This is a genomic window from Umezawaea endophytica (assembly GCF_025061645.1).
GTDB lineage: Bacteria > Actinomycetota > Actinomycetes > Mycobacteriales > Pseudonocardiaceae > Umezawaea > Umezawaea endophytica.
This window is the reverse complement of sequence record NZ_JANYMP010000022.1, coordinates 63629-86046: the sequence shown is the minus strand read 5'-3', so window position 1 is coordinate 86046 and position 22418 is coordinate 63629. Positions and strand designations below refer to the sequence as shown.

General features: G+C 69.5%; 25 protein-coding genes, 1 tRNA gene and 1 pseudogene. 14 read left to right on the top strand and 13 right to left on the bottom strand.

Going from position 1 to position 22418, the window contains the following annotated elements; translation table 11 throughout:
- Nucleotides 1-61: 61 nt before the first annotated feature.
- The 7 genes from NZH93_RS35300 to NZH93_RS35270 form a co-directional block, all read right to left on the bottom strand.
- Nucleotides 62-1648 (bottom strand): monocarboxylic acid transporter, encoded by a 1587-nt coding sequence (locus tag NZH93_RS35300; protein WP_259627625.1) that lies wholly within the window; start codon nucleotides 1646-1648, stop codon nucleotides 62-64.
- Nucleotides 1645-1998 carry a DUF485 domain-containing protein gene (locus NZH93_RS35295; RefSeq protein WP_259627624.1) on the bottom strand — a complete coding sequence of 118 codons (354 nt, stop codon included), beginning with the start codon at nucleotides 1996-1998 and terminating at the stop codon, nucleotides 1645-1647. The genes NZH93_RS35300 and NZH93_RS35295 overlap by 4 nt, the downstream gene beginning before the upstream one ends.
- Before the next feature lie 279 nt (nucleotides 1999-2277).
- Nucleotides 2278-4074: a sodium/solute symporter gene (locus tag NZH93_RS35290; protein ID WP_259627623.1), complete on the bottom strand. Its 1797-nt coding sequence runs from the start codon at nucleotides 4072-4074 to the stop codon at nucleotides 2278-2280.
- Nucleotide 4075: 1 nt separating this feature from the next.
- Entirely contained in the window at nucleotides 4076-4525 is a 450-nt protein-coding gene (locus tag NZH93_RS35285; RefSeq protein WP_259627622.1) for a hypothetical protein, read from the bottom strand.
- Nucleotides 4522-5358, bottom strand: a complete 837-nt coding sequence (locus tag NZH93_RS35280) for a LytR/AlgR family response regulator transcription factor (protein ID WP_259627621.1) — start codon at nucleotides 5356-5358, stop codon at nucleotides 4522-4524. Before NZH93_RS35280 ends, NZH93_RS35285 begins: the two co-directional genes overlap by 4 nt.
- 71 nt (nucleotides 5359-5429) lie before the next feature.
- The gene (locus NZH93_RS35275; RefSeq protein ID WP_259627620.1) at nucleotides 5430-6299 is read right to left on the bottom strand and encodes a S49 family peptidase; all 870 of its coding nucleotides are present in this window, start codon (nucleotides 6297-6299) and stop codon (nucleotides 5430-5432) included.
- 437 nt (nucleotides 6300-6736) lie between these two features.
- A complete protein-coding gene (locus tag NZH93_RS35270; RefSeq protein ID WP_259627619.1) occupies nucleotides 6737-7996 on the bottom strand; it encodes a sensor histidine kinase in 1260 nt (419 codons plus the stop codon).
- Nucleotides 7997-8101: 105 nt separating this feature from the next.
- Between NZH93_RS35270 and NZH93_RS35265 the strand changes: the two genes are divergently transcribed.
- The 5 genes from NZH93_RS35265 to NZH93_RS35245 are packed head-to-tail and all read left to right on the top strand — an operon-like array spanning nucleotide 8102 to nucleotide 11372.
- On the top strand, nucleotides 8102-8842 hold the full coding sequence (locus NZH93_RS35265) for a (Fe-S)-binding protein (protein WP_259627618.1): 741 nt from the start codon (nucleotides 8102-8104) through the stop codon (nucleotides 8840-8842).
- Nucleotides 8821-10251: a LutB/LldF family L-lactate oxidation iron-sulfur protein gene (locus tag NZH93_RS35260; protein ID WP_259627617.1), complete on the top strand. Its 1431-nt coding sequence runs from the start codon at nucleotides 8821-8823 to the stop codon at nucleotides 10249-10251. The genes NZH93_RS35265 and NZH93_RS35260 overlap by 22 nt, the downstream gene beginning before the upstream one ends.
- Nucleotides 10244-10846, top strand: a complete 603-nt coding sequence (locus NZH93_RS35255) for a LutC/YkgG family protein (protein ID WP_259627616.1) — start codon at nucleotides 10244-10246, stop codon at nucleotides 10844-10846. Before NZH93_RS35260 ends, NZH93_RS35255 begins: the two co-directional genes overlap by 8 nt.
- 23 nt (nucleotides 10847-10869) lie before the next feature.
- Nucleotides 10870-11070, top strand: a complete 201-nt coding sequence (locus tag NZH93_RS35250; protein WP_259627615.1) for a hypervirulence associated TUDOR domain-containing protein — start codon at nucleotides 10870-10872, stop codon at nucleotides 11068-11070.
- A complete protein-coding gene (locus NZH93_RS35245) occupies nucleotides 11067-11372 on the top strand; it encodes a DUF3140 domain-containing protein (RefSeq protein ID WP_259627614.1) in 306 nt (101 codons plus the stop codon). The genes NZH93_RS35250 and NZH93_RS35245 overlap by 4 nt, the downstream gene beginning before the upstream one ends.
- Nucleotides 11373-11375: 3 nt before the next feature.
- Here the strand turns inward: NZH93_RS35245 and NZH93_RS35240 are convergent, their stop codons facing one another.
- The 3 genes from NZH93_RS35240 to NZH93_RS35230 form a co-directional block, all read right to left on the bottom strand.
- Complete coding sequence (locus NZH93_RS35240; RefSeq protein WP_259627613.1) at nucleotides 11376-12239, bottom strand: DNA-formamidopyrimidine glycosylase family protein; 864 nt, start codon at nucleotides 12237-12239, stop codon at nucleotides 11376-11378.
- A 27-nt stretch (nucleotides 12240-12266) separates the two neighbouring features.
- Entirely contained in the window at nucleotides 12267-12704 is a 438-nt protein-coding gene (locus NZH93_RS35235; protein WP_259627612.1) for a DUF983 domain-containing protein, read from the bottom strand.
- A gap of 124 nt (nucleotides 12705-12828) precedes the next feature.
- Nucleotides 12829-14232, bottom strand: coding sequence for a sigma-70 family RNA polymerase sigma factor (locus NZH93_RS35230; RefSeq protein WP_259627611.1), 1404 nt, complete (start codon nucleotides 14230-14232; stop codon nucleotides 12829-12831).
- Between the two features lie 227 nt (nucleotides 14233-14459).
- Here NZH93_RS35230 and NZH93_RS35225 point away from each other — a divergent pair, with 227 nt between their 5' ends.
- The 5 genes from NZH93_RS35225 (at nucleotide 14460) to NZH93_RS35205 (ending at nucleotide 16369) form a co-directional block, all read left to right on the top strand.
- Nucleotides 14460-14858, top strand: coding sequence for a DUF7674 family protein (locus tag NZH93_RS35225; RefSeq protein WP_259627610.1), 399 nt, complete (start codon nucleotides 14460-14462; stop codon nucleotides 14856-14858).
- A gap of 39 nt (nucleotides 14859-14897) precedes the next feature.
- Nucleotides 14898-14970 (top strand) — tRNA-Gly (locus tag NZH93_RS35220).
- 125 nt (nucleotides 14971-15095) lie between these two features.
- Entirely contained in the window at nucleotides 15096-15521 is a 426-nt protein-coding gene (locus NZH93_RS35215; protein WP_259627609.1) for an OsmC family peroxiredoxin, read from the top strand.
- 96 nt (nucleotides 15522-15617) lie between these two features.
- Nucleotides 15618-16007, top strand: coding sequence for a hypothetical protein (locus NZH93_RS35210; RefSeq protein WP_259627608.1), 390 nt, complete (start codon nucleotides 15618-15620; stop codon nucleotides 16005-16007).
- Nucleotides 16008-16054: 47 nt separating this feature from the next.
- Nucleotides 16055-16369, top strand: a complete 315-nt coding sequence (locus NZH93_RS35205) for a hypothetical protein (protein ID WP_259627607.1) — start codon at nucleotides 16055-16057, stop codon at nucleotides 16367-16369.
- Here the strand turns inward: NZH93_RS35205 and NZH93_RS35200 are convergent.
- Together NZH93_RS35200 and NZH93_RS35195 are read right to left on the bottom strand one after the other, a co-directional pair.
- Nucleotides 16366-16662, bottom strand: coding sequence for a YiaA/YiaB family inner membrane protein (locus NZH93_RS35200; protein WP_259627606.1), 297 nt, complete (start codon nucleotides 16660-16662; stop codon nucleotides 16366-16368). The two genes, NZH93_RS35205 and NZH93_RS35200, sit on opposite strands and share 4 nt — an antisense overlap.
- Nucleotides 16663-16735: 73 nt before the next feature.
- A pseudogene (locus NZH93_RS35195) lies at nucleotides 16736-16915 on the bottom strand (helix-turn-helix domain-containing protein); the annotation flags it as partial.
- 242 nt (nucleotides 16916-17157) lie between these two features.
- Between NZH93_RS35195 and NZH93_RS35190 the strand changes: the two are divergent.
- Both NZH93_RS35190 and NZH93_RS35185 read left to right on the top strand, forming a co-directional pair.
- Complete coding sequence (locus NZH93_RS35190; protein WP_259627605.1) at nucleotides 17158-18231, top strand: DUF1707 domain-containing protein; 1074 nt, start codon at nucleotides 17158-17160, stop codon at nucleotides 18229-18231.
- 96 nt (nucleotides 18232-18327) lie between these two features.
- Complete coding sequence (locus NZH93_RS35185) at nucleotides 18328-19086, top strand: hypothetical protein (protein WP_259627604.1); 759 nt, start codon at nucleotides 18328-18330, stop codon at nucleotides 19084-19086.
- On the opposite strand, the gene NZH93_RS35180 is transcribed toward NZH93_RS35185, so the two are convergent.
- On the bottom strand, nucleotides 19087-20226 hold the full coding sequence (locus NZH93_RS35180; RefSeq protein WP_259627603.1) for an acyltransferase family protein: 1140 nt from the start codon (nucleotides 20224-20226) through the stop codon (nucleotides 19087-19089).
- A 110-nt stretch (nucleotides 20227-20336) separates the two neighbouring features.
- Between NZH93_RS35180 and NZH93_RS35175 the strand changes: the two genes are divergently transcribed.
- Both NZH93_RS35175 and NZH93_RS35170 read left to right on the top strand, forming a co-directional pair.
- The gene (locus tag NZH93_RS35175) at nucleotides 20337-21512 is read left to right on the top strand and encodes a hypothetical protein (RefSeq protein ID WP_259627602.1); all 1176 of its coding nucleotides are present in this window, start codon (nucleotides 20337-20339) and stop codon (nucleotides 21510-21512) included.
- Nucleotides 21509-22411: a glycosyltransferase family 2 protein gene (locus tag NZH93_RS35170; protein ID WP_259627601.1), complete on the top strand. Its 903-nt coding sequence runs from the start codon at nucleotides 21509-21511 to the stop codon at nucleotides 22409-22411. The genes NZH93_RS35175 and NZH93_RS35170 overlap by 4 nt, the downstream gene beginning before the upstream one ends.
- The last annotated feature ends 7 nt before the right edge of the window (nucleotides 22412-22418 follow it).

Sequence of the window (22418 nt, the reverse complement as noted above, 5' to 3'; positions counted from 1 at the left end):
GAAACCCCCCACCGCTGGAGATCCGGTGGGGGGTTTCCGCGACTGGTTCGACCAGGTGCGGCTAGTGCGCGGTCGCCTTCTCGGCGCCGACGCCGGTGAGGGCGCGCACCTCCATCTCCGCGTACTTCGCCGAGTCCTTCTCCTTCGAGAGGACCGTGCCGAGGTAACCGAGGATGAACGAGAGCGGGATCGACACGATGCCGGGGTTCGACAGCGGGAACAGGTCGAAGTCCGCGGTCGGGAACATCGACGAGGCCTTGCCGGACACGGCGGGCGACAGGACGATCAGCAGGATCGTGACCGACAGGCCGCCGTAGATGCTCCAGAGCGCGCCGCTGGTGTTGAAGCGCTTCCAGAACAGGGAGTAGAGGATCGTCGGCAGGTTCGCGGACGCGGCGACCGCGAACGCGAGGGCGACGAGGAAGGCGATGTTCTGGCCGTTCGCGGCGATGCCGCCGACGATGGCCACGACACCGATCACCACGGCGGTCCGCCTGGCGACGACCACCTCGGCTTCCTTGTCCTCCATCTCGCCCTTCTTGATGATGTTGGCGTAGATGTCGTGGGCGAACGACGCCGACGCGGTGATCGTCAGGCCCGCCACCACGGCGAGGATCGTGGCGAACGCGACCGCCGCGATCAGCCCCAGCAGGACCGGGCCGCCGAGGGCTTCGGCGAGCAGCGGGGCTGCCGAGTTCGCCTTGCCCGGTGCGGCGTTGATCTTGTCCGGGCCCACCAGTGCACCGGCGCCGTAGCCGAGGACCAGGGTGAACAGGTAGAAGAGGCCGATCAGCCAGATCGCCCACACCACGGAACGACGGGCTTCCTTCGCGGTCGGGACCGTGTAGAAGCGCATCAGGATGTGCGGCAGACCGGCGGTGCCGAGCACCAGCGCCAGGCCGAGCGACAGGAAGTCGAGCTTCGACGTGCCGGTCGCGCCGTACTGGAGGCCGGGGCCGAGGATCTTCTCGCCGAACTTCGGGGCGTTGTCCACGGCCGCGCCGAGCAGCGTCGACAGGTTGAAGCCGTACTTGGCGAGCACCCAGACGGTCATGACGCCCGCGCCGATGATCAGCAGCACGGCCTTGATGATCTGCACCCAGGTGGTGCCCTTCATGCCGCCGATGAGCACGTACGCGATCATCAGCGCGCCCACGACGGCGATCACGATCGCCTGGCCGCCCTTGCCGGTGATGTTGAGCAGCAGCGCCACGAGGCCGCCCGCGCCCGCCATCTGGGCCAGCAGGTAGAAGAAGGACACGGCCATGGTCGACGTCGCCGCCGCGGCGCGCACCGGGCGCTGCCTCATGCGGAACGCCAGCACGTCGCCCATCGTGTACTTGCCGGTGTTGCGGAGGAGTTCCGCGACCAGCAGCAGCGCGACGAGCCACGCGACCAGGAAGCCGATGGAGTAGAGGAAGCCGTCGTAGCCGTTCAGCGCGATGGCGCCCGCGATGCCGAGGAACGACGCGGCGGACAGGTAGTCGCCCGCGATGGCGATGCCGTTCTGCGGGCCGGTGAACGCGCGACCGGCGGCGAGGTAGTCCGCCGCGGTCTTCTGGTTGCGGCTCGCCCGGATGACGACGACGAGGGTGATGGCGACGAACACGGCGAAGATGCTGATGTTCAGCACCGGGTTGTTGTTCACGCGTGGCCGCCTTCGAGCTCGTTGCGGATCTTCTCGGCCGCGGGGTCGAGGTGCTTGTTGGCGTGCCGCACGTAGAGCGTGGTGATCGCGAACGTCGACACGAACTGGAGGAGGCCGAAGATCAGCCCGATGTTGATGTTGCCGACGACCTTGGTGGCCATGAAGTCGTGCGCGTAGTCGGCCAGCAGGACGTAGAGGAGGTACCAGACCAGGAAGAGGCCTGCCATGGGGAAGACGAAGCTGCGCAGCCTGCGACGCAGTTCCACGAATTCGGGGCTCGACTGGACGGCTTCCCAGTCGTGTTCGCCAACGGGATTCGACTCTGCTGGGGGGTGCTCAGCAGTGCTCACAGTCCCCTCCTCGCGTCCGTGTCGTAGGTGTCAGCAACGTGACGGGCACGTAATGCCTCCCTGAGGTGCTTCAGGTACGCGCTGCACCGTAGAGACCTGCGGCTACTGGCTGTAAGTCCCCGTTGGGTTCATTGCGCCCAACTGTCGAGTGATGCGATGAGCGGTCCTGCTGCTGAGACGAATAGCCCTTCATCGGACAAACCTCACCGTTAACCAGATCGATACACCACGGCTCACCCGTTTGAGACCTTGGTAACACTCAGCCGCGAAGTGCGCAGGTCAGGGACGGGGTCCGCCGGTGCCCCGGTGCTTCAGGTCGAGCCGCGCCTTCTCCTCGACCGAGCCGAAGCGCGCGACGTCGCGGTCCTGGATGAACCCGAGCGGGTCCGGGGCGTGCAGGCGCAGCAGGATCTGGTTCACGTCCTCCGGCCGCCGCCGTCGGGTGCCCTTGCTGACGACGATCATGGTGATGAACGCGATGGGCACCGTGATCAGCGCGGGCTGCGACGCGACCGACGGCGCCCAGTGGCCGGTGTAGCTGCTGGCCACGGTGATCCCCTGGGCGATGATCACCAGACCGCCGCCGACGACCAGCCCGTAGACCGCGCCGACCCACGTGAGGCCGCGCCACCAGATGCCGAGCACCAGCATCGGGCAGAACGTCGACGCGGCCAGCGCGAACGACATCGCCACCGTGAGCGACGCGTCGCCGCGCGGGAGAAGCAGCGCGAGCCCGATGGCGACCGCGCCGGTCAGCACCGTCGCCCACCGGAAGTCGCGCACCTTGCCCGGCAGGATGTCCGTCGACACGACACCCGCCACGCTCACGACCAGGCCGGACGAGGTCGACAGGAACGCGGCGAACGCCCCGGCCGCGACGATCGCGCCGAGGATCTGGCCCCCGAGGTTGGGCAGCATGGTGTTCGGCAGCATCAGCACGGCGGCGTCGGTCTTCCCGGTCACCAGGAGCTGCGGCAGGAACTGGCGGGAGATCACGCCCAGCACCGTCGGGAAGATGTAGAACAGGCCGAGCAGGTACAGCACGTGCAGCGCCGTCCGGCGGGCCGCCGTGCCGTCCGGGTTCGTGTAGAACCGCACCAGCACGTGCGGGAGGCCCATGGTGCCGAGGAACGTCGCGAAGATCAGCGAGTACGTCTCGAACAGGCCGGAGAGGCCGCTCCGCTGGGGTTTCAGCCAGCCCTCGTTCGTCGTCGGCACACCGTCGACCACGGGGACCGCGCTGCCCGCCTGGACGCCGAGCACCGTCTCCGCGCCGAGCGTGTAGACGCCCTTGTTCCACAGCACCGGGCCGTCGGTCGGCGTCCCGTCGACCACACCCCGCACGTCGAGCATGATCGGCTCCGACACCCGGATCCGCACCGGGTCGCCGGTGGTGAACGTGATGTCCTCGTGGAACCGCAGCAGCCCGTTGTCGTCGATCGCCTGCGCGCCGTTGCTCGGACCGCCGAGGAACACCACGAACAGGACGAACGTCGGCGCGGCGATGGCGAACAGCTTGCCCCAGTACTGGAACGCCTGGACCAGCGTGATCGCGCGCATCCCGCCGCCGAGCACGTTGACCACCACGATCACCGTGACGACCGCACCCCCGAGCCACGCGGGGAGACCGGTGATGGTGTTCAACGTCAGGCCCGCGCTCTGCAACTGCGGCACCAGGTACAGGACGCCGATGCAGACCACGAAGAACGTGCACACGTGCCGCAGGCCGGTCGAGCCGAGACGGGCTTCGGCGAAGTCCGGCAGCGTGTACGCGCCGGACCGGCGCAGCGGCGCGGCGACGAACAGCATCAGCGCGAGGTAGCCGGCGGTGAAGCCGATCGGGTACCAGAGGGCGTCGATCCCGTCCTTGAGCACCAAGCCCGCGACGCCGAGGAACGAGGCGGCGGACAGGTACTCGCCGGAGATGGCGGCGGCGTTGCGGGTCGACGGCACCGCGCGGCGGGCGACCAGGAAGTCCGGGGTGGAGTTGGCCCGGCGGGAACCCACGTAGCCGAGCAGGAAGGTGACCACCGCGACGACGACGACGCCGGACAGGCTCCACAGGTCCTTGGTCATGTCAGCGGTCGACCATGCTCACGAAGTCGCGCTCGTGGCGCTCGGCGGTGCGGCGGAACCAGAACCCGATGCAGTAGAACAGCGGGAACGGCAGCAGCGCCAGGATGATCCACGGCAGCCGCACGCCGACGACCTGCACCTCGGAGATCGCGGGCACCCACAGGAACAGCGCGGGCAGCAGGCAGAGGAACAGCAGGGTGCTGCCCCCGAGCAGGAACGCCGTGCGGAGCTGCTGGTTGATCAGGTCGCGCACCAGCTTCTCGCCGACGCTGGTCTGCTCCTCCAGCTCGACGATCGTCCGCGTCACCTTGCTGCGGCCCTTGCTGTCGGCCAGCACGACGCGACGGCGGCGCTGCTTGCGGCCGGACACCTCCAGCCAGGGATCGCGCTCACCCGGCTGCGGCTGGTCCGGTTGTCCGGGCGGACCGGACCCGACGTCGTTCCTGGTCATCCCCAACTGCTCTTGGGCGGACGAACGATGCGCTCCTTCAACTCCCGCGTATGCCTGCGGCTCACCGGCAGCTCCTTCGCGTCAGCACCGCTGCCGATGACGACCGCGTAGCCGTTCGACGTCATGCGCAGTTCGCTCACCAGGGGCAGCGCCACCAGGTACGACCGGTGGATGCGGACGAAACCCGCGTTGGCCCAGCGCTCCTCGAGCTGCGCCAGCGGGATCCGGACCAGGTGGCTGCCCTCGGCGGTGTGCAGGCGAGCGTAGTCGCCCTGCGCCTCGACGAACCGGACGGTCGCGCGCGGGACCAGCTTGATCGTCCCGCCCAGCTCGACCGGGATGACCTCCTCGTCCGTCGGCTCGACGTACGCGGGCTGGCTGTCCGGCGCCACGACGGGCGTCTGGTTGACCCGGTCGACGACCCGCGCGATGGCCTTGTTGACCCGGTCGTCGTTGATCGGCTTGGTGACGAAGTCCAGCGCGCCGACCTCGAACGCCACGACGGCCTCCGAGTGCTCGACCCCCGTCACGAACACCAGCGCGGGTGGCGCGCGGAACGCGTTCAGCACCCGCGCCAGGTCGGTGCCGCTCAATCCGGGCATGTTGATGTCCGCGAAGACCGCGTCCACCGGGGGACGCCCGTCCTTCGAGCGCTGCATCACCTCGTCGTCGTAGTCGCCGCGCAGTATGCGCAGCGCCTCAGCGGCGTCGAAGGCGGTCAGCACACGGCGGATGTGCGGGCTGCTCTCCAGCAGGAACTTGATCTCGCTCAGACCGGGCGCCTCGTCGTCCACCGCCAGGACGAGGAGGCCGGTGTTGTCTTGGATGCTCACTGTGTGCGCATCTTGCCCATCCGCGAGGGGTCGTGTCTACGCCGCCGACCAGCCGTTGGGGAACCTTGATCTCACAATCCGAATCGGGACCAGCGAGCACGTTCTTCCAGCGCCGCCAAACCGTCGAGGACAAAGTCCCCCGATCGGGTGGTGGCTCCGGCCAGTCCGAGCCTCGCGAAGAGGTTCTTCTTCGGCTCGGCGATGGCGATCTCGGCGTCCGGGAAGCGCTTCGAGATGACGCTCCGAACGGTGCCGATGCCGTCGACGAGGCCTAGTTCGACGGCCTTCACCCCCGTCCAGACCTCCCCGGTGAACAGCTCGTCGTCAGCGGCGGTGAGCTTCCCGCCGCGGCGTTCCTTCACCCAATCGATGAACTGCGAGTGCAACTGGCCGTGCAGGCTCTTGAGCCATTCCACGTCCTCCGGCTTCTCGGCCTGGAACGGGTCGAGGCGGACCTTGTTCGCGCCCGCCGTGTACACGCGGCGGTCGACGCCGTAGCGCTCCAGGAGGCCGTTGAGGCCGAACCCGGCGCTGACCACGCCGATGGAACCGACCATGGAGGTGCCGTGGGCGTAGATCTCGTCACCCGCGCAAGCGAGCCAGTAGCCGCCCGAGGCCGCCAGGTCCTCGCAGAAGGCGAGGACGGGGACATTCTTCTTCGCCGCCAATTCTCGGACGCGTTCGGCGACGAGCGCGGACTGGGTCGGGGCGCCGCCGGGGGAGTTGATGAGCAGGGCGACGGCGACCAGGCGGTCGTGGTCGAACGCGCGGGTGAGCGCCGACTCCAGGTTCTGGAGGCTGATCGAGTTGCGGGCCATCGGGGTGGGCGTCGGGGTGATCACGCCGTGCAGGCGCACGGCGGCGACCACCGGAGGCCGTTCGCCCCGGTCACCGACGATCTTCGGGAGGCGGGCCGCGATCTTGTCAGTCACGCTGCTCATGACGACGACCCTACGTGCGGCGAGGTGGGGTGCGCGCGGTTAGCATCGGGGTCCGGCGAAATCACGCGAGGTCGCGCATGACGTTCAACCCGATCCGATGGCTGGAGCGGTACGTCGAGTGGTGGGATGAGCGGGGTCGGCAGGGGGCGGAAAGGCCCACGCCCATGGGGATCTACTGGATGTGGATCGTGTGGGCCGTGTGTGGGGTGATGTTGGTGTTTACGTTGGCTGTGGCGGCTCGGTAGGGCGTTTTAGGGCTGCGCGGGTTTGGTGGTGGGTGGCCGATTTGACTTGGGGCCCCTAGATTTGCCCCTTCGTCGGACAATAAAGGGCAGAGGGTGAAGCTGCCGTCCGACGCAAGTTTAAGGGGCAAATCCCCCAAGTAAAATCGGCCACGGTTTTGTGGGGCGTGTTACGTTTGTGGGTGGTTCGGTTTTTTAAGCGCGGATTACTGGTTGTTCGCTGGTGTCTTCGATTGTTGGTTGTACCAGGGTTAGGTTGGTGCGTACTCCGCGGCTGTACTTGGGGATCTTTAGGATGATCTTCATGCCTGCGTCCGGTGCGGTTTCTACCACCAGGGCGTATTCGTCGCCGAATACTGCTCGCATGCGGTCGTTGATGTTGCCCAGGCCCACGTGGGCGCCTGTTTGGTGGGCGTCCTTCAGGTCGTCGAAGAGGCGGTCTGGGTCCATGCCAACGCCGTCGTCTTCTACGCTGATCAGGGCTTCCGCGCCGTTGTCCTCGGCGATGATGGTGAGTAGGCCGCCGCCTGGTTTCTTGGCGATTCCGTGCCTTACCGCGTTCTCCACCAGTGGCTGTAGTACCAGGAATGGCAGTACTACCTGCAAGACCTCGGGGGCGATTCTTAGTCTGACGTTCAGTCTTGGGCCGTACCTCGCCTGTTCGATGGTGAGGTAGCGGTGGATGTTGGTCAGTTCGTCCGCGAGGGTGGTGAAGAAGCCGTCCGTCCTGAAGGAGTACCTGGTGAACTCGGCGAACTCCTGGAGCAGTTCCCGTGCGTGGGCCGGGTCGGTGCGGATCAGTGAAGAGATGGTGTTCAGCGCGTTGTAGACGAAGTGCGGTGAGATCTGGGCGCGTAGGGCCTTGACCTCGGCTTGTGCCAACGCCTGTCGGGATTTCTGGAGTACTTCCAGTTCCAACTGGGTGGAGACGAACCTGGCGGTTTCCTCGGCCATGCGGATTTGGCGCTTGTTGGCCACCCCGCTGATGACGATCAGCGTGCCCGCCACGTCGTTCTCGACGACCAGCGGTACGACGACCGCGCTGTGCAGCGAGCACGGGCCGGGTAGTTCGCAGCCGAGCTTTCGGTGCTCGACGTGTTCCTTGTGGCCCTCGGTGATCGCTCGGGCGATGTACTCCTGGAGGAACTCGTAGTGGTCGTTCGCGCCGCCGTCCCACGACAGCAGGGTGCCCTCGTGGTCGGTGATGCCCACCGCCACGCACCTGAGCATCTCTCGCAGGTGGGGTGTCGCCTTGTCCGCGGCCTCCTGGGTCAGGCCCTCGCGCAGGTCGGCGGACGCCTTGGACATGCGGTGCAGCATGTCCATGACGGCGTCTTCCACGGAGGTGCTCACTCGGCGAGCACGGCAGAGCATCACGAAGAGGCCTAGGACGGCCAGGGTCGCGATGACGCCGAGCACGGTCCGCTCGGCCAGGAGGTCACCCACGGGGTCCATGCTGTGCTGTCGGGTGCCCTCTCGGCAAGGGCCTCATGTCCTCAACGCCCGTACGGTCCACCGGTTTGGGTAGACATCCGATGTCCTAGCGGGAAAAGTGGCGCTGTGCAGAAGGTTGTCGAGAAGTCGCCCAAGGTCGCTCTGTTCGCGACATGCCTGACTGACACGTTGTACCCGGCGACGGCGCGGGCCGTCGTGACGCTGCTGGAGCGGCTGGGGTGCTCGGTGGAATTCCCGCTCGACCAGACGTGCTGCGGTCAGATGCACTTCAACACCGGCTATCCGGACCACGCCCGCGGGCTCGCGGGGTCGTACGAGCGGACGTTCGCGGGCTACGACGCGGTGATCATCCCGTCCGGGTCGTGCACCGGGATGGTGCGCGACATCCACCCGCAGCTCGGGGCGGAACCCGCGCCGACGTACGAGCTGTCGGAGTTCCTGGTCGACGTGCTGGGCGTGACGGACGTGGGCGCGTACTTCCCGCACCGCGTCACCTACCACCCGACGTGCCACTCGCTGCGGATGCTCGGAGTCGGCGACAAGCCGCTGTCGCTGCTCAGGGCGGTGCGCGGGCTGGACCTGGTGGCGTTGCCGGACGCCGAGTCGTGCTGCGGGTTCGGCGGCACGTTCGCGCTGAAGAACGCCGACACGTCGACGGCGATGCTGTCGGACAAGATGAGGCACGTGCTGGACACCGGGTCCGAGGTGCTGACGGCGGGCGACAACTCGTGCCTCATGCACATCGGCGGAGGGTTGTCGCGGCTGCGGACGGGCGTGCGGCCCGTGCACCTGGCCGAGATCCTGGCGAGCACCGAGGAGGACCCGTGGGCACCCGCAACCCGGTGACGTGGCTGGGCAGTCCGAAGTTCCCGGACGCCGCCCGGACCGCGCTGGCGAACACGCAGCTCCGCAGCAACCTGCGCAAGGCGACGGGCACGATCCGCGGACGGCGCGCGGCGGCCGTGGACGAGATGCCCGACTGGGAGGACCTGCGGCTGGCCGGTGAGGCGCTCAAGGACGAGGTGCTGGCGAACCTCGACGTCTACCTGGAGCGGCTGGAGAAGTCCGTGACCGAGCGCGGCGGTGTCGTGCACTGGGCGCGGGACGCGGCCGAGGCGAACGAGATCGTGCTGCGGCTGGTCCGCGAGACCGGGTCCGACGAGGTGGTCAAGGTCAAGTCGATGGCCACCGCCGAGATCGGGCTCAACGAGGCGCTCGAGGCCGGTGGTGTGACGGCGATCGAGACGGACCTGGCCGAGCTGATCGTGCAGCTCGGGAACGACCGGCCGTCGCACATCCTGGTGCCCGCGATCCACCGCAACCGCTCGGAGATCCGCGAGATCTTCCGCCGCGAGATGCCGGACGTGCCGGAGGGCCTGACCGACGAACCCCGTGACCTGGCCGAAGCCGCTCGTGCCCACCTGCGGCGCAAGTTCCTGTCGGCGAAGGTGGCCGTGTCCGGCGCGAACTTCGCGGTCGCCGACACCGGGTCGATCGTGGTGCTGGAGTCCGAGGGCAACGGCCGCATGTGCCTGACGCTCCCGGAAACCCTGATCACCGTGATGGGCATCGAGAAGCTGGTGCCGACGTGGTCCGACCTGGAGGTGTTCCTCCAACTCCTCCCCCGGTCGTCGACCGCGGAGCGGATGAACCCGTACACCTCGGTGTGGACCGGGGTGACGCCCGGCGACGGGCCGCAGGCGTTCCACCTGGTGCTGCTCGACAACGGCCGCACGTCCACGCTCGCCGACGAGGTCGGTCGGCAGGCGCTGCGGTGCATCCGGTGCTCTGCCTGCCTGAACGTGTGCCCGGTGTACGAGCGCACGGGCGGCGAGTCGTACGGGTCCGTGTACCCGGGTCCGATCGGCGCGATCCTCACCCCGCAACTGGTGGACGACCCGCACGACAAGCAGGCGGCGTCGCTGCCGTTCGCGTCGTCGCTGTGTGGCGCCTGCTACGAGGTGTGCCCGGTCCGGATCAACATCCCCGAGGTCCTGACCCACTTGCGGGCGCGGTCCGTCACGGCTCGCGGCCGGTCGCCGGAGTCGATCGCGATGGCCGCCGCCGCGTGGGTGTTCTCCTCCCCCAGCCGGTACGAGCGCGCGCAGAAGCTGGCCACGTTCGCCAAGCTGATCAGCCGCAACGGCCGCATCACCCGCCTGCCCGGCCCCGGCGCCGCGTGGACGTCGTCGCGCGACGCGCCCGTGCCCGCGAAGCAGTCGTTCCGCGCCTGGTGGAAGGAGAACCGTGGCTGACGCGCGCACCGAGGTCCTGGCCCGCATCCGCAAGGCGCTGGGCGACCGGCCGTCGCCCGTGGTCGTGCCCCGCGAGTACCACCGGACCGGACCGGGGTCGCTCGACCTGTTCGCCGAGCGGGTCGCCGACTACCGCGCGACCGTGCACCAGGTGGCGCCGGACGGCCTGGTCGACCTGATCACGTCCCTGCTGGCGGGCCGCCGGATCGTCGCCCCCGCCGACCTGCCGCCGGACTGGCTGGTCGACCAGGTGACGTGGCTGACCGACTCGCCGCCGCTGACCGTCGAGGACCTGGACGGCTCGGACGGCGTGCTCACGGGGTGCGCGGTCGCCATCGCCGACACCGGCACGATCGTGCTCGACGCCGGGGTCGCCCAGGGCAGGCGCGTGCTGACGCTGCTGCCGGACTACCACCTGTGCGTGGTGCGCGCGTCCCAGGTCGCGGCCACCGTGCCGGAAGCACTCGCCCGCCTGGACGCCGTGCGCCCGCTGACGTTCATCAGCGGCCCGTCCGCCACCAGCGACATCGAGCTGAGCCGGGTCGAGGGCGTGCACGGCCCCCGCACGCTGGAAGTGGTCATCCTGCGCGACTGAGCCGTTCGGCCGACACTCGGAGGATGAAGAAGGGCGACAAGGTCTCCTGGTCCAGCCACGGGCAGCGCGTTCAGGGCGAGGTGGTCGAGGAGATCACCTCGGACACCGAGGCCGCGGGCCGGACCGTGCGGGCGTCGGAGGACGAACCGCAGTACCGGGTGAAGAGCGACAAGACCGGCAAGGACGCGGTGCACAAGGCGGACGCGCTGCGGAAGAAGCCGTGAGCGGGTTCAGCGAGGCCGTCAACATGACCGCCTCGGAGCTGGAGCGCTGGCTGGACACGGACGAGTCGAAGTCCGTCGGCCAGTCGAACGGCGGCGAATCGGTCGGCCACCACTCCGGGCGGCGGATCGTGGACATCCTCGGCAAGAAGAAGGCCGACCTGACCGACGCCGACGAGAAGCACATGGACAAGGTCGTGGGCTACGTCCACCGCCACCTCGCCCAACGCCCGTCCGGCGACGTCGAGGACACCCGGTGGCGGTACTCGCTGATGAACTGGGGCCACGACCCGCTGAAGTCCTGACCGTCACTTCAGCAGGCGGGACATCCTGCGGTCGGCCAGCGGTTTGCCACCGGTCTGGCAGGTCGGGCAGTACTGGAACGCCTTGTCGGCGAACGAGACCTCGCGGACGGTGTCTCCGCAGACCGGGCACGGCAGGCCGGTGCGGGCGTGCACGCGGAGACCGGAGCGCTTCTCGCCCTTCAGGGTCGCGGCGGACTGGCCGACGGACCGCGTGACGGCGTCGGTGAGCACGGTCGTCACGGCCTCGTGGAGCAGGTCGAGCTTGTCGTCGGCGAGCTTGCCCGCCGTGGCGTACGGCGAGAGCTTCGCGGTGTGCATGATCTCGTCGGAGTACGCGTTGCCGATGCCCGCGAGCAGCGTCTGGTCGGTGAGCGCCGTCTTCAGCCGCTCGCCACGGCCTTCGAGCAGCGACGCGAGGTCGTCACGGCTCAGGCTCAGCGCGTCCGGGCCGAGGCGCGCGATGCTCGGGACCTCCGCCGGGTCGCGGACGATCCACGCGGCCAGGCCCTTCTTGGTGCCCGCCTCGGTCAGGTCGAAGCCGGGCCCCTGACCGGGTGGACCGAGGTGGACGCGCAGCGCCAGCGGACCGCGCCCCGGTTTCGGCGGTGGCGCGGACATGGTCTCCGACCAGCGCAACCAGCCCGCGCGGGCCAAGTGCACGATCAGGTGAATCCCGTCGCAGTCGACGTCCAGGTGCTTGCCGTGCCTGCCCGCGCCCGTGACGGGACGGCCGACCAGCGCCGTCCACGGCGGGTCGAACGTCTTCAGCACCTGCATGGACGCGACGTCCACGCGGTGCACCGTCCGCCCTACGGCGTGTTCGCGCAGGTGGTGGGCCAGGGCCTCGACCTCTGGTAGTTCCGGCACCAGCCCAGTGTCACCCGCGAACGCCGATCAGTCGACCGGTTGCAGCGGCCCCTCGACATCCGGCAGCGAGTACATCTCGATGTTCCGCGACACCTTGGACGCCTCCTGGCGCACGGTGAGCACCCCGCGCACCTGGCCCATCCACAGCTCCGGCGGCTGCTCGTCCGCGGTCGCCTTCGACTCCGCGACCAGCGTCCACGGCCTGCGCAGGCTCCAGCGGACCGGGAAGAACATGAATAGGAAGATCAGCGCGAGCACCAGCCACGCGGGCACGACGACCTCCGCCGGTGTCCACGACACGAGGATCACGCCCATCACGATGACGATCAGCATCATCATGACGCCGGGACCCTGGCCCCCGCTCACGTCGTGCTCGAAGTCGCCGTCGGGGGACGGGTTGCGCCACTCGATCCGGCTGCGCACCGTCCACATCCGGCCGTCCGCACCGCGCACCAGCCGCGTCATCACCGTCTCCTAGGCCTCACGAGCGATCACTCAGCGTTGGTTAACGCTACCCGCAAAGCGCTGCACCCGGCGGGTGAACCGGCGGGGCCTCGTCGTGGCGGGGAGTGATCGCGAATTGTGCCAGTCACTCGGCGCGGTAGGCCGTCCCGTAGGTCGGGATCGGCGGCGGTGTCGACGTCGGCCGGATGATCACCGTGGTGGGGGTCGGGGAGCCGCTGGACGCCGCCGTGCTGGACGAGCTGGCGAGCGACCGCGAGGGGACCACCGACGTGGTCGCGCCGGACTCGGACGTCTTCTGCTCCGTGACGTCGCCGGACTCGAAGACCTCCTCCACCGCCTGCTCGTCACCCTCGCCAGGGGGCAGGTCCGGCTGCCCGGTCCGGGAGACGTGCGAGTCCTGGACGTGGTCCGACGCGGAGTCGACGTGGTGGCGCACCGGCGGCGGCGCGGCCACCTCGTGCTGGCGCACGGGCCGCTCGTCCTCCTCGGTCCCCGGCAGCTCGGTGATCGCGCTGGGCGGCAGGCTGCTCGTCGTGGTGTCGCTGGTGGTGATCACCAACTGCAAGCCGTGCGGCGCGTCCTGGTCGGCGCGGATCACGCCCGGCCCCGGCGAACCGGTGAACAGGCCCGCGAGCAGGCTGAACACCCCGACGGCCGCGGCGGACGCGGCACCCGCGAGCACGAACTTCACCCGACCGCCGAGCCACGCGGCCTTGCCCGCGACGGCGACCGGCACCACCTGGGCGCCGACCAGCGCCGTCACGGCCACCGGGACACCGAGGTGCGCCGCGTGCGCCCGCAGCGCGGAGCACACCTCGGTCAACTCGACGTGCAGCGCGGTGCAGCGGGCGCACGTGCGGAGGTGCTTGCGGATGCGGCGCTGCTCGGCGCCCTGGACGCCACCCGCCGTGAACGACCCGAGCTTGACCAGCACGGACGCGCACGACTCCTCGCCGTGGTCCTCGGCGAGGTGCGCCTGGAGGTACGCGGCGCGCAAGCCCTCACGGGCGCGGCGGGCGAGCGCGGACATGGCGTTGGCGCTCAGGCCGAACAGCGGCGCGACCGCCGACGGCCGCTCCCCCTCGACCTCGACCTGCCACAGGACCGTGCGCCAGCGCTCGGGGAGGCTGGTGAACGCGCGGCCGATCAACGTGTACTCGGCGCGGTTCGCGGTGGCGTCGGCGTACGGCTCGACCCGCCTGCTCAGCTCCTCGTCGTCCACCGGGACGTCACGGCGGCGACCGCTCCACTCCCACGCGACGCGGCGGGCGACGGTCAGCAGGTACGTGCGGACGTGGTCGGTGGGACCGGTGCCGCGGCGGATCGCCTGGAGCACCCGGAAGAACGCCTCGGCGGTCAGGTCGTCGGCCTCGGCGGGCTCGCGGACGTGCCTCAGCGAGAACCGGCGCACGGCGTCCGCGTGCCGCGAGAACAGCTCGCCGTAGGCGGCGTCCTCACCGGCGCGGACCCTGGCCAGCAGATCCCGGTCGACCTCGGTGCCGTCGGTGCCATCGATGTACTCGGCCATCCCGACCCGACACCTCCACCCGGCCACGTGCTCCCAGGTCAACATGCCACAAACCGGTCCTGGCACCCGAGGAAGAAGCCGAGCCGGTACTGAAGACCAGCCGGTCGGCGTGGACCGTTCGGCCTAGCCGATCCCCCCTACCGCTGATGACGACCCGATCACGGGTCGGCGTCGGGTGGTCGCGCAGAGGTCACCGGGGAGGCCGTGAACCGGTAATCTTCCGCCGTGTGGCCGACTGGCGTACGAGAGCAGCAGCTCTGCTCCCCGAGCTGAGCGATGTCGTCGAGCACGAGTCGTGGTCGTGCCACGTGTACTTCGGCGAGGTGTGGCACCTCGCGCTCGAAGCCCACCGCGCGGCGGACGAGGACACCCTGCGCCGGGTCTACGGCTTCGCGCACTGGTGCTTCCAGCAGCCGGAGCAGTTCCTGACCAACGCCATCATGGTCAGCTTCTACGAGCACGTGTTCGACGACTGGGACCTCCGCGACGACGTGGCGCACCGCCTGCCGCCCGAGGTCGTGGTCAAGGTGCGGCCGCTGTGGGAGTGGCGGATGACGACGGAGCGGTTGGCCGAGGTAGACGACCTCTTCGCCGATCTGGGACCCCCCGGTCGAAATGCCGTTTGAGACTGGGCTATAGTTACCTCGCACCAAGGAAAACCCGGTGCGGACGTGGCGCAGCTGGTAGCGCATCACCTTGCCAAGGTGAGGGTCGCGAGTTCGAATCTCGTCGTCCGCTCGTTGAAAGAGGCCAGTGCTCATTCGAGCACTGGCCTCTTTTCCTATGCCCGTGGCGCGTGGTTCACGGCCCGCGATTAGGTTTGGCCCCGTTGGGAAGACACCTCTTCGAGACGGAGCTTTCAGATGGCCACCACGCGCAAGGCGACCACGCACTGGGAAGGCAACCTGCTGGAGGGCAAGGGCGCTGTCACGCTGGAGTCGTCCGGCATCGGCACCTACGACGTAAGCTGGCCCTCCCGCGCCGAGGCCGCCAACGGCAAGACCAGCCCGGAAGAGCTGATCGCCGCGGCGCACTCGTCCTGCTACTCGATGGCGCTGTCGCACGGTCTCGCGGGCGCGGGCACCCCGCCCACCGCGGTCGACACCTCGGCCGAGGTGACCTTCCAGCCCGGCACGGGCATCACCGGCATCCACCTGACGGTGCGCGCCTCCGTGCCCGGCATCGACGCCGCGGCGTTCGCCGAGGCCGCTGAGGGCGCGAAGAAGAACTGCCCGGTCAGCCAGGCGCTGGCGGGCACGACGATCACGCTCGACGCGACGCTGGTCTGATCCACCGACGGGTACCGGCTCGGCCGACACCGGCCGAGCCGTTCCTGTTGACACGCGGGATTTGACCCGATCGGGTGATCAAGATAGGCAGACCCGGTGAGCTTGGGGGATCCGGGGAGAGTCGCGGTGGGCGCGGTGGCGGGCGCCCTCTTCGCCGCGCTGTTCACCACGAGCCCCGCCGCTGAGCCGATCCGATCACCCAGCGGTACGCCGAACGTCGTCGTGGTGACCGCGTCGGACGCGCAAACCCGGCTGAAAACGGCCACCAGCGCCCCCAGTTCGGACTCGTCGACCCCGGTTTCGACCCCTACGTCGACCACTGTGACGACAACGTCGACGGCCACCACGACCACGACGACCGTCACGACGACGACCACCGCCGTGACGACAACGACGCAGGTCCCGCCGCCCACGACGACCACCACGACGGTCCGGCCGACCACCACGACCACGACCAGGAGGCCCTGCGGTCTGCTGTCGTGCTGATCTCTCCCCCTGGAACTCACCGCGCCGGAGCCGGCAGAATCCGAGTCGTGACGTTGAGCCAGGAGCACAAGCAGTTCACACCCGGTAACGAACCGACGATCAAGTTCCAGAGCGACGCGACGGTCAAGTTCCAACCGGTCGGCCCCCCGCCACCGTTCGTCCCCCCGCCCGCACAGCCGGTCCCACCGCCCGCTCCCGCGGCGACGACTCCCCCGGCCGAGGCGACTCCCCCGCAGACCGCCCCTCCCGCCGCCGCGGCTGCGGCCAAGCCCGCGGCGCAGAAGCCGTACGTGCCGCGCAGCGCGGCCCGCCGCCTCGCCCGCAAGATCCTCGGCCCGACGCTGATGACCAAGAAGGGCTAGATCGCCTCGACCTTGAACGGATCGTGCTCGGCCAGGAGCTTCTCCAACCGGGCCTGGTCGACCCGACTGGCGAGGTACTGCTCCTCCTGGCGGTCCCGGATGCACTTGGCGAGCGTGAACGCCGACGTGACGGTGAACAGCAGCCCCAGCGCCAGGAACGCGCGCACCCAGCCGTCCACGGGCAGGTAGGCCACACCGAGGCCAACGGCACCGAGCGAGACGACGAACGAGATGACGGCCTGCGCGTAGAACGCCGTCGAGGTCGGCGTGTGCTTCTTGGTCGTGGTAGCCATGCCGGAATTCTGCGGTGGCCACCACGCGCTGTCTTGAGTACCGCTACTCAACTTCCGCAGGTCGACGGCGGGATCACGCCGCCGAGGTCCGGGGCGACAGCCGCACGACGAGTTCCGGTTCGAGGGCGTGCGCGAGACGCTCCAGAACGGGAATGGTGGGAACCGTGCCGCCCGCTTCGAACCTGGCGATGGCGGGTTGGGTCATGCCTGCCGCCTCGGCGAGCTGCGCCTGGCTCCAGCCGCGCGCCTCCCGGACTGCCCGAACGTCGTGTTCGCGGAGTCCACCAGCGGTGTGCGGGAATTCCGGTCATCGGCGTGATGCCGAAGTCTTCCCGTTGCGACCCATCTCACCTGGGGATTTGCCCAGTTGGCTGATCGGTGCGCCGGTAGTCGGTCAAGATAGGCTCGGCTGGCTTGGCCACTGGTGTCGACATTCCCACGGCCACGACACGGACGTCCGAGCAGTGACGGGCAGATCGCCGAGAGGGATTTCAGATGGGCTGGCAGGAAGAGCTGAGCGCTCTGGACGAGGCGCTGGCGGCCGGGCGGATCACCGCGGACCAGCACCGGTCGCGTCGCGACGAGCTGCTCGCCGCCGCGTCCGGCGGTGGGCCCGCGCCCGCGCGGTGGCGGGCCAGCCAGCCCGTCGACCCCGAGACGACGAACGTCATCAGGACGAGCGACTTCGCCGACCCGGAGAAGACGCAGCAGGTGCGGCCGGTCGGGTTCCCGCCGCCCGCGCCGAACTCGGCGTCCACCTCCCAGCCGCTGCCGGTGTTCCCGCCGCAGCAGCAGTTCGGCCAGCCGCAGCGGCCGGTCCCGCCGTGGGAGGACAAGGGTTTCGGCGTCACGCCGAGCACGGCCGCCGTGCACGGCTCGGAGGTGTTCGACTCGGGCGCGGGCAAGAGCCCGCGGGTCGGGATCTACGTGCTGATCGGCGTGCTGGCGTTCATCGTGATCGGCGGCGGCGTGTTCTGGTTCGGCCTCAGCGGGGGCATGGGCACCGACAGCGCCGCGCCACCGCCACCGCCGACGACCGCCGCGCTGACGAGCGCACCGGATTCGAGCGCGCCGCCCACGACGACCACGCCGCCGTCCGGCCTGGCCGCGGTGCCGGACCCGCCGGGCTCCCCCTACCCGAAGAACGGCGAGTACACGCTGGCCGCCGCCGACGAGGCCAAGATCATTCCCGCGGGCGACCTGGAGGCGCTCCAGAAGGCCGGGGTCGAGAAGGTCTTCGAGAAGTCGAGCGGTGACGGCGACCTGGCGTACGCCATCGCGGTGTACGTCGCGAAGGACGAGGAGTCGGCCAAGGTGCTGTCGGCCGCGCTGGTGGAGAACAGGGCCGTCCCCGGTACGTCCACTGTGGAGCTGAACGACGTGCCGAAGTCGGTCGCGATGACGAAGTTGGCCACTTCCAACCAATTCCTGTACCGCGGCATCTACACGTCGGGCAAGATGACGGTGCGCGTCGCGACGGCGGGCCCCACCACGGTGGCGGACCAGGACGTCGGCGCCAAGTTCACCGACTTCATGCGCAAGGTGATCGGCTCGATCCGGGTCGGCTGACGCCGATCCCCACCCTCTGCGCGGATCCCGGAAGCGGACTCGGGCAGGATGGTGCAGCCCGATCGGGCGGGCTGAGCGACACGTGAGGTGCTGGAGATGGACTGGCAGGAGAACCTGCGCCAACTCGACGCGCGACTGGCGGGTGGTCACATGACCCGCGCCGAGTACGTCAAGGAGCGCGACCAGATGCTCGTGCGGGCGGCCGCGCCGATCTCCGGTCCGCCGGTGCTGGCCCCGGTCACACCGCAGGTCGCGGTGGTCGCCGAGACACGCCCGCCTCCCGTCGAGCGCAAGCCGCGGAAGCGCAGGGGGATCGCCGTCGTGGCGGTGCTCCTGGTCGCCGCGCTCGCCGGGAGCACGTGGTGGTTCACCCGCGACAGCGGCGCGTCGAACACCGCGGTGGCCAGCAGCGGGTCGACGGTTCCCGCGCTGCCCGGCGCGGGCCAGACCGAGAACGAGATGGACGTCGTCCGCGCCCTGGACCTGAAGTTGCTCTCGCCGCAAGAAGCCGGGCTGCTCAACGACAACGGCGTCAACCGGTTCCACTTCGCCACGTCCAACGACAACACCACGTCCTACGCGCTGATCGTCGTCGACGCGGGCTCGAAGCAGGAGGCCGCGCAGATCTCCTCGGGGTTGACCGGACAACTGCGGTCCGCGGGCTTCGTCGACGTCAGCGACGGCCGCTTCGTCCTCTCCGGGCAGGACAAGGCGGTGCTGCGCGTCGTCTACACGTCCGGCGACAAGGTGATCCGCGTCGGTGTCGCGCAGGGCGCGAACCCGGACATGGCACGGCTTTCGCAGGACCTGGTCGACGTGCTGGCGACCGTTCAGGCGGCCCTGCCGCGCGGGTGATCAGATCTTGACGGGCGCGAACTCGACGGTGGGTGCCGAGTGCGGCGGCACGGGCGGCTTCGGCTTGCGCCGCAACAGCACCCGGCGCAGCTTCAGCGCGGGCTTCTCGACGAGGTTCCACGACAGCAGCCCGAAGCCGAACGCGATCGGCACCGCGACCAGGCCGACCACCAGCGCCGAGGTCGCGCCCAGGTGCACGGCGAGCTGCTCGACCGGGAACCCGTACAGGTAGACGCCGTAGCTCGCCGCGGTCACGGACACCGGCAGCCGCATCTTCACCGGCAGCAGGAGCGCCGCGGTCAGCGCGATGTACGGCACCGTCACCAGCCTCGTCACCTCGGCCGGTGGCAGGCCGAACATGACCGCCTCCACGCCGACGGCCAGCGCGACACCGGCCCACGAGAACCGGATCCGGTCGCGGTACAGGTAGGCCGCGACCCCGACGCAGTACATCGTCAGGCACTGCACCAGCGGCTTCGTCGGCATCAGCAGGAACACCTCGGACGGCGTCCACTGCGCGGTCACGATCCGCTGGAACATCACGGCGAGCGCCAGCACGACCACGAGCACGATCCACCGCCGCCGGAGCGCGCCCACGACGCCGAGCACGGCGATCAGCAGGTAGCCGACCACCTCGACGGTCAGGCTCCACAGCGACCCGTTGACCGCGTTGGGGTACAGGTTTTCGGTGAAGACCCCCGGCAGCGCGTACCTCTGTGGGAAGATCAGCAGGTTGTCGTAGAGGTAGCTCCACGTGGCCGGGTGCTCGAAGTACGCACCGGTGGAAAGCGTTGTCAGCACCGGGCCGAGCACCAGGGCTGACAGCACCAGCACGACGAAGAGACCGGGCATGATGCGGAGCGCGCGCTTGACGAAGTACCGCCACGCGCTGGGATCCCGTTCCCAGCTCTGGACCACCTGGTAGCCGCTCATGGCCATGAAAGCCGACAGCGCGACCGCTCCGAGGTCGACGTTGGTCCACAGCGGCAGGACCGATCCGCCCGAGTTGGTCAACGGGGCCGTGTGGTCGATGATGACGCAGAACGCCGCGATCAGCCGGAGGGTCGCGAAGCCGTCCACGGCCCTCTTGCGGTCGTTCGGCGCATCGCCCTCGGAACGGCGATTCGGCCAGATGCCCATCGGGGGCTCCTCTCTCCGACCTTCCGCCGTCGGACCGTAGGATAGGCGAACCGCGATGGCCGGGGTTTTCCGTGCGCACGTGCAGAGATTGACCACGAGGGAGGACCGCGGTGACCTGGCAGGAACAACTCCGACAGCTCGATGCGGCGTTCGCTGCGGGGAAGGTTTCGGCAGACGTCTACCGGCGTCAACGCGACGACTTGCTCGCCAGTGCGCAGAGCGGCCAGAGCGCCACGCCCCAGCCGCAGCCGCCGCAGCAGCAGACCGGACCGGACTCCAACCCGTTCCCGGCACCGTTCAAGTGGAGCCCCCAGCAGCCCCAGCCGCAGCAGGGGTCCTCTTCGGAGCCGACCCAGTTCATCAAGCCCGTCGGCGCGCCGGAAGAGGCGGACCGCACGCAGGTCGTACCTAACAGCGGTCAGCCGCAGAGCGGTGACGCCGGCGAGCGCACGCAGGTCGTGTCGAACGCCGACCGCACGCAGGTCGTGCGCGGCCAGCAGCAGCAGGGCGCGCCCTGGCAGGCCCAGCAGGGCACGCCGTGGGGCGGCGGCGACCAGAGCGCGTACTCGCCGCCGTGGGCGGGTGGCGACCCCGAGCAGCAGCAGTGGAGCGGGTTCAACACCCAGGGCCCCGAGGTGTTCGACGAACGCGGCGGCGGCAAGGGCAAGGTCTTCGCGATCGTCGGTGTCGTCGTCCTCGTGCTCGCCATCGCCGCGGGTGTCTACTTCTTCGTGATCAAGCCGGGCGGCGGTGAGTCGGTCGCCGCCAACCCGTCGTCCTCGTCGGCGGCGGCGCCCACGACCACCACGAAGCCCAAGCCGAAGCCGTTCGGCACGCTGTTCGTCCCCGAGGGCAACTCGGCGGGCCCGAAGACCTACACGGCGGAGGAGCTGGCCACGGCCAAGCCGCTGCCGACGCCGGACCTCTTGGTGCTCAAGCAGGTCGGCGTGACCGAGGCGCGCTCGGTGATCGTGGTGGACAACGAGATCACCTCCAGCCTGTGGGCGTTCAAATCGGGTGACGCCGCCGCGCTGCTCGAGGCGATGGACACCGACCAGAAGCGCTTCGGGTTCGTCGAGGACCCGACCGCCAAGCAGGGCGCCGTCGTGCCGTCCAAGTCCGTGCAGACCAGTGGCGAGAAGTCGATCACGGTCTTCCGCGCCCACTACGTCGCGGGCACCGAGGTCATCCGCACCGAGGTGTTCGCCGTGGACGAGGCCAGCGCCCGCAAGCGCTTCGACGAGGTCTTCACCGAGCAGCTCAAGCACACGGCTCCCACGAAATGAGTTCTCCGTCGTCCGTGCGGGTCGCGGTCGTGCTCTACGAGAACCCGCTCGCCGAGGTCTGGCGCTGCGTCCGCGCCCTCAACCGGTCGGCGCAGCTCGCGCTGGACGCCCCCGAGGTCGGGCTGAACAAGGTGGTCCTGGCCATCGGCGACTGCTCGGACGTGCCGGTGATCGGCGAGGGTGACCTGCGGGAGCTGCGCGCGGGCGCCGACCCGCGCGTCGAGTTGGAGCACACGTTCTTCCAGGCGAACCTCGGCCACAGCGCGGGCTCCAACGCGCTGGCCGAGGGCGCTCTCGAGGACGCCGTGCTGTTCCTCAACCCGGACAGCTACGTCGCGCCGACGCTGGTGCGGCACCTGGTGGAAGCCCTGCGGGACCCCGAGGTCGTCGCCGCCGACGGCAGGCAGATCCCGTGCGAGCACCCGAAGCACTTCGACCCGCGGCTCGGCGACCAGAGCTGGGCCAGCGGCGCGTGCCTCGTGGTGCGCAGCGCGGACTTCCACGCCGTCGGCGGGTTCGACGCGCGGTGGTTCCCCTCCTACGTCAACGACGTCGACCTGAGCTGGCGGCTGCGGATGCGCGGCAAGCGGGTCGTGCACCAGCCGAGGGCGGTGCTGTTCCACGACAAGCGGCTGGACGCCAAGGCCGGGGTGCGCACGACGGCGATCGAGCCGTACGAGGGCATCCTCGGCAGGTTGATGCTGGCGACCAGGTTCGACCGGCCCGACATCGTCACCGAGACGGTCGAGGTCCTGGAGGTCCACGGCAGCGACGAGCAGCGCCGTGCGCTCGAGGAGTACCAGCGCAGGCACTCCGGTGGCGACCTGCCGCCGGTGCTGCCCGACGCCGCTTCGGTGGCCGACTTCATCAACGGTGAGTACGGCCGCCGCCGATTCTGAGGGATGC

What these genes read in the sequence shown, in the direction of transcription:
- NZH93_RS35190 (WP_259627605.1), top strand. Translation starts at nt 17,158, where the DNA reads ATGGGCTGGCAGGAAGAGCTGAGCGCTCTGGACGAGGCGCTGGCGGCC.
- NZH93_RS35270 (WP_259627619.1), bottom strand. Translation starts at nt 7,996, where the DNA reads ATGGACCCCGTGGGTGACCTCCTGGCCGAGCGGACCGTGCTCGGCGTC.
- NZH93_RS35230 (WP_259627611.1), bottom strand. Translation starts at nt 14,232, where the DNA reads ATGGCCGAGTACATCGATGGCACCGACGGCACCGAGGTCGACCGGGAT.
- NZH93_RS35290 (WP_259627623.1), bottom strand. Translation starts at nt 4,074, where the DNA reads ATGACCAAGGACCTGTGGAGCCTGTCCGGCGTCGTCGTCGTCGCGGTG.
- NZH93_RS35185 (WP_259627604.1), top strand. Translation starts at nt 18,328, where the DNA reads ATGGACTGGCAGGAGAACCTGCGCCAACTCGACGCGCGACTGGCGGGT.
- NZH93_RS35180 (WP_259627603.1), bottom strand. Translation starts at nt 20,226, where the DNA reads ATGGGCATCTGGCCGAATCGCCGTTCCGAGGGCGATGCGCCGAACGAC.
- NZH93_RS35250 (WP_259627615.1), top strand. Translation starts at nt 10,870, where the DNA reads ATGAAGAAGGGCGACAAGGTCTCCTGGTCCAGCCACGGGCAGCGCGTT.
- NZH93_RS35285 (WP_259627622.1), bottom strand. Translation starts at nt 4,525, where the DNA reads ATGACCAGGAACGACGTCGGGTCCGGTCCGCCCGGACAACCGGACCAG.
- NZH93_RS35170 (WP_259627601.1), top strand. Translation starts at nt 21,509, where the DNA reads ATGAGTTCTCCGTCGTCCGTGCGGGTCGCGGTCGTGCTCTACGAGAAC.
- NZH93_RS35235 (WP_259627612.1), bottom strand. Translation starts at nt 12,704, where the DNA reads ATGACGCGGCTGGTGCGCGGTGCGGACGGCCGGATGTGGACGGTGCGC.
- NZH93_RS35275 (WP_259627620.1), bottom strand. Translation starts at nt 6,299, where the DNA reads ATGAGCAGCGTGACTGACAAGATCGCGGCCCGCCTCCCGAAGATCGTC.
- NZH93_RS35200 (WP_259627606.1), bottom strand. Translation starts at nt 16,662, where the DNA reads ATGGCTACCACGACCAAGAAGCACACGCCGACCTCGACGGCGTTCTAC.
- NZH93_RS35215 (WP_259627609.1), top strand. Translation starts at nt 15,096, where the DNA reads ATGGCCACCACGCGCAAGGCGACCACGCACTGGGAAGGCAACCTGCTG.